This is a genomic window from Chloroflexaceae bacterium, assembly GCA_025057155.1.
GTDB lineage: Bacteria > Chloroflexota > Chloroflexia > Chloroflexales > Chloroflexaceae > JACAEO01.
On record JANWYD010000113.1, the window covers coordinates 1 to 645 of the forward strand.

At 65.0% G+C, this 645-nt stretch carries 1 protein-coding gene; it reads left to right on the forward strand.

The window, feature by feature from the left end:
* Nucleotides 1-645 (forward strand): ATP-binding protein (locus NZU74_20555; GenBank protein MCS6883719.1); only part of this gene is annotated, 645 nt, incomplete at both ends.

Sequence of the window (645 nt, forward strand, 5' to 3'; positions counted from 1 at the left end):
GACCGCTGGCGTCCGACGCAGCGGGTGACTATTACGATTGATGTGCAGCGCGCCAGCAGCCGTGAGCAACGCGACGCCTGGCGACTGGCGCTTGGCGCTGCCGCTGATCATCTCGATGGGCACGTTGATCTGCTGATTTCTCAGTTCAACCTGAGCGCGCACGCGATTCGCGCCGCCAGCGCCGAGGCGCTCGGTCGCGTCCAGGAGGGAGTCGGTCATGATGTTGCGTGCGCCGTGTGGGATGCCAGTCGCGCACAGGCGCGTCCCCGCCTTGATGATCTGGCGCAGCGGATCGAATCATCGGTATCGTGGGACGATCTGGTGCTGCCGATGCCGCAGCGCCAGTTGTTGCGCGATATTGCGGCGCATGTGCGGCAGCGGGCGCGGGTGTACGAAACCTGGGGATTCGCCGCGCGCAGTTCGCGCGGTCTGGGGATCAGCGCGCTGTTTGCCGGCGCCAGCGGCACTGGCAAGACAATGGCCGCTGAAGTGCTGGCGAACGAACTGCACCTCGATCTCTATCGCATCGACCTGTCGTCGGTTGTCAGCAAATACATCGGCGAGACAGAAAAGAACCTGCGCCGCATCTTCGACGCCGCCGAGTCCGGGGGCGCCATTCTGCTGTTCGACGAGGCCGATGCGCTG